The 3499-nt window shown below is 62.2% G+C and carries 4 protein-coding genes; 3 read left to right on the forward strand and 1 reads right to left on the reverse strand.

Translation table 11 applies throughout. The features are described from left to right. On the forward strand, positions 1–216 hold a 216-nt coding region (tnpB, locus tag J2X09_RS26885; RefSeq protein WP_204735962.1), incomplete at its 5' end, for an IS66 family insertion sequence element accessory protein TnpB. Between the two features lie 76 nt (positions 217–292). Beyond that, on the forward strand, positions 293–1843 hold the full coding sequence (gene tnpC, locus J2X09_RS26890) for an IS66 family transposase (RefSeq protein ID WP_031757192.1): 1551 nt from the start codon (positions 293–295) through the stop codon (positions 1841–1843). Positions 1844–1865: 22 nt separating this feature from the next. Here the strand turns inward: tnpC and cadR are convergent, their stop codons facing one another. Beyond that, a complete protein-coding gene (cadR, locus tag J2X09_RS26895) occupies positions 1866–2285 on the reverse strand; it encodes a Cd(II)/Pb(II)-responsive transcriptional regulator (RefSeq protein WP_010791743.1) in 420 nt (139 codons plus the stop codon). A 136-nt stretch (positions 2286–2421) separates the two neighbouring features. Between cadR and J2X09_RS26900 the strand changes: the two genes are divergently transcribed. Then, positions 2422–3441 (forward strand): cation efflux transmembrane domain-containing protein, encoded by a 1020-nt coding sequence (locus J2X09_RS26900; protein ID WP_199797940.1) that lies wholly within the window; start codon positions 2422–2424, stop codon positions 3439–3441. The last annotated feature ends 58 nt before the right edge of the window (positions 3442–3499 follow it).

Below are 3499 nucleotides of genomic sequence, written 5' to 3' on the forward strand. Positions count from 1 at the left end.
TATCTGTTCGCCAATCGACGAGCCAACCGCATGAAGGTGCTGGTGCACGACGGCATCGGTGTCTGGCTGGCGGCCCGGCGCCTGAATAGCGGCAAGTTCGTCTGGCCGCGCGATGCCGCCACCACCGCCACACTCAGCCGAACGCAGTTCGATGCGCTCGTGCTGGGCCTGCCCTGGAAGAACGTCGGCGAGGCTGGAGTCATCACTGTACTTTGAGTGCTCCGGTCGTTGGCCAGGCAATCAGCGCTTGCACCGATGCGCGAATGTGATGTTAGCCGCATCATCTTCTCCCGTGATCACCGCAGACCACCTTGACACCCTGGAGCCGCAGCAGATGCGAGCGGCCCTGCTGTCGTTGATGGGTGAGCTGGCCGAGCGAGACGGCGTGATCGCACGCCAGGGCCAAGAGGCGGTCTTCAAGCAGGCGCAGATCGACAAGCTCACGCACGAGAACGCACTGCTCAAGCGCATGAAGTTCGCCGCACAGTCGGAGCGCTTCAGCGCCGAGCAGAAGAGCCTGCTCGATGAATCGCTGGATGAGGACCTGCAGGCGGTGGCCGATGAGATCGAGCAGGCCACGCCGCCAGTGGCAGGCCGCCAAGACAAGCAAGTCCCCAAACGCGCACCCCTGCCGGCCAACCTGTCGCGGCGCGAGATCCGCCACGAGCCCGAGTCCACCACCTGCGCCTGCGGTTGCCAGATGAAGCGCATCGGCGAGGACGTGGCCGAGAAGCTGGACTACGCGCCCGGCGTGTTCACGGTGGAGCGCCACATCCGGGGCAAGTGGGCCTGTGCCCAGTGCGAGACGATTCACCAGGTGCCTGTCGATCCTCACATCATCGACAAAGGCATCCCTACCACTGGGCTACTGGCGCAAGTGCTGGTGGCCAAGTACGCCGACCACCTGCCGCTGTACCGCCAGGAAGCGATCTTCGGCCGCGCCGGCCTAGCCATCCCCCGCTCCACGCTGGCGCAATGGGTGGGCTCGTGTGGCGTGCAGTTGCAGCCACTGGTTGACGCCATGAGGACAGAGCTGCTGCAGCGCCGCGTGCTGCATGCCGACGAGACGCCGGTGTCCATGCTCAAGCCGGGCAACGGCAAGGCGCACCGGGCGTACCTATGGGCCTATGCCACGGGCGCCTTCGAGAACATCAAGGCGGTCGTCTACGACTTCTGCGAATCGCGCTCGGGCGAACACGCCCGGCGCTTCCTGGGCGACTGGAGAGGCAGCCTCACCTGTGACGACTTCAGCGGCTACAAGGCCTTGATCGCAAGTGGTGTGACCGAGGTCGGCTGCCTGGCGCACGCGCGGCGCAAGTTCTTCGATTTGCACGCGGCGAACCAAAGCCAGATCGCCGAGGTCGCGCTGCAGCAGTTCGCGCGGGTCTACGAGATCGAGCGTGAGGTCAAGGAGATTGCGACCGATCAGCGCCAAACCATCCGGCAACAACAAACGAAGCCGCTGCTTGATGCCTTGCACCAGTGGATGGTGCTGCAACGCCAGAAGGTGCCGGAAGGCTCGGCAAGCGCCAAAGCGCTGGACTACAGCTTGCGGCGCTGGGAGGCTTTGACCCGGTTCGTCGATGACGGACAGCTGCCCGTGGACAACAACTGGATCGAGAACCAGATTCGGCCGATTGCCATTGGCCGCAACAACTGGCTCTTTGCGGGCAGCCTACGAGCTGGTCAGAGGGCAGCAGCCGTCATGACGCTCATCCAGTCAGCACGACTCAATGGGCATGATCCCTATGCGTATCTCAAGGACGTTTTGGCTCGCTTGCCGACGCAACGGGTTAGCCTGGTTCACGAGTTGCTACCGCATCGTTGGTTCGCACCGAGCTGAATGTCGTTATTTGAGGCTCCGCTCAGCGAACGGTTGGCCAGCTTGCCCCAGTGGCGCTGCGCAGCGATTCAAGTGCACCGCAATCGCCAACGCATACCCCTCCCGCACAGGTACTGCGGATGGCACGCAGTTGCTTGCGCAGCGCCTGCAACTCGGCGATTCGCTGCTCTACCAAGCGCATTTGATCGTCTAGCAAGGCATTGACCTCGTCGCAGGACATGGCGGGGTCGTCCTGCAACTGCAGCAGAGCCCGGATATCGTCGTGCGACATGTCCAGCGAGCGGCACCGAACGATGAAGGCCAACCTGTCGACATGCTGTTGGCCATATTGCCGATAGTTGTTGGCGGCCCGCAGGGGCGCCTGCAGAAGGCCCTCTGCTTCATAAAAGCGCACCGCGGGAACGGAGCACCCTGCCAATGACGATAGTTCACCGATTTTCATATTTGCCTACCTACCGCTTGACTCTACAGCTACTTGAGGGTTTCTAATACGGGACATGAGTACATGTCAAAGCAGTAGCTGCTCGAGCAGTTGCAATTCGCAGACGGTCGACGAGGCCCCAAGCGCCATTGCTTCCGTGGAGAGCACATTTTCAGTTCCGGGAATGGACTGCCCCTCCGAGGAGAACCTCATTCGCATGGCGCTGGGTGGTCTGACCGGGGTTGGGCCGATGACCTTCGATCTGGCCCATCGGCAGCTCCGGGTGGTGCACTCGGGCGAGCCCGCCAGGATCGCCCAGAAGCTGACGCCCCTGAACTTGGGTGCGGTTCTGCTGACAAGCGAGAGGCGCACCGAAGGCGGGCAGTGGAAGACGCGTTTCTCCGTGCCGAAGATGGATTGCCCGTCGGAGGAGAATCTCATTCGGATGGCGCTGGCCGATGCGTCGGCTGTTGCGGCACTGGACTTCGATCTGAAGGACCGTGTACTCACCGTGCAGCATGGGGGAAGTACGCAAGAGCTGCTGGGCCGTCTCATCCCTCTCAACCTCGGCGCGCAAGTGTTGGACAGCGTGCAAAGCGACGAGTCTACGGCCCCAGACGCAGAGGGGAATGCCTCTGAGGCTCGGACCTTAAAGCTGCTGCTCGCTATCAACGGTGCGATGTTTGTCTTTGAGTTGATCGTTGGCCTGATCGCCCAGTCCACAGGTCTCATAGCGGACTCGCTTGACATGTTCGCCGATGCGGCGGTCTACGGACTGGCGCTCTATGCGGTGGGCCGCGCCGCCGCCTTGAAGATGAAGGCAGCGCACATCGCTGGTTGGTTGCAAGTCGTGCTTGCGCTTGGCGCGCTTTTGGAGGTCGTTCGGCGGGCAGTTGTGGGAAGTGAGCCGGCGTCCATGCTCATGATGAGTATCGGGCTGGTCGCATTGATCGCCAACGTCACCTGCCTGGTGCTGATCGCCAAGAAGCGGGATCGGGGCGCCCACATGACGGCAAGCTACATTTTTTCTGCGAATGATGTGATCGCAAACGCGGGGGTGATAGTCGCTGGTGTTTTGGTCGCTTGGACGGGCTCCTCGTACCCTGACCTCGTGATTGGCGCAGTCATTGCGCTGATAGTGCTCAGCGGTGCCCGGCGCATCCTGAACCTCCGATAGCCAATCTAGCGGCATCCCACACCGATGCCTAGCCAAGGTGGGATGGCCGGCCGCTTAC

Source organism: Hydrogenophaga laconesensis (assembly GCF_031457235.1).
GTDB classification, from domain to species: Bacteria; Pseudomonadota; Gammaproteobacteria; order Burkholderiales; family Burkholderiaceae_C; genus Hydrogenophaga; species Hydrogenophaga laconesensis.

What these genes read in the sequence shown, in the direction of transcription:
- cadR (WP_010791743.1), bottom strand. Translation starts at nt 2,285, where the DNA reads ATGAAAATCGGTGAACTATCGTCATTGGCAGGGTGCTCCGTTCCCGCG.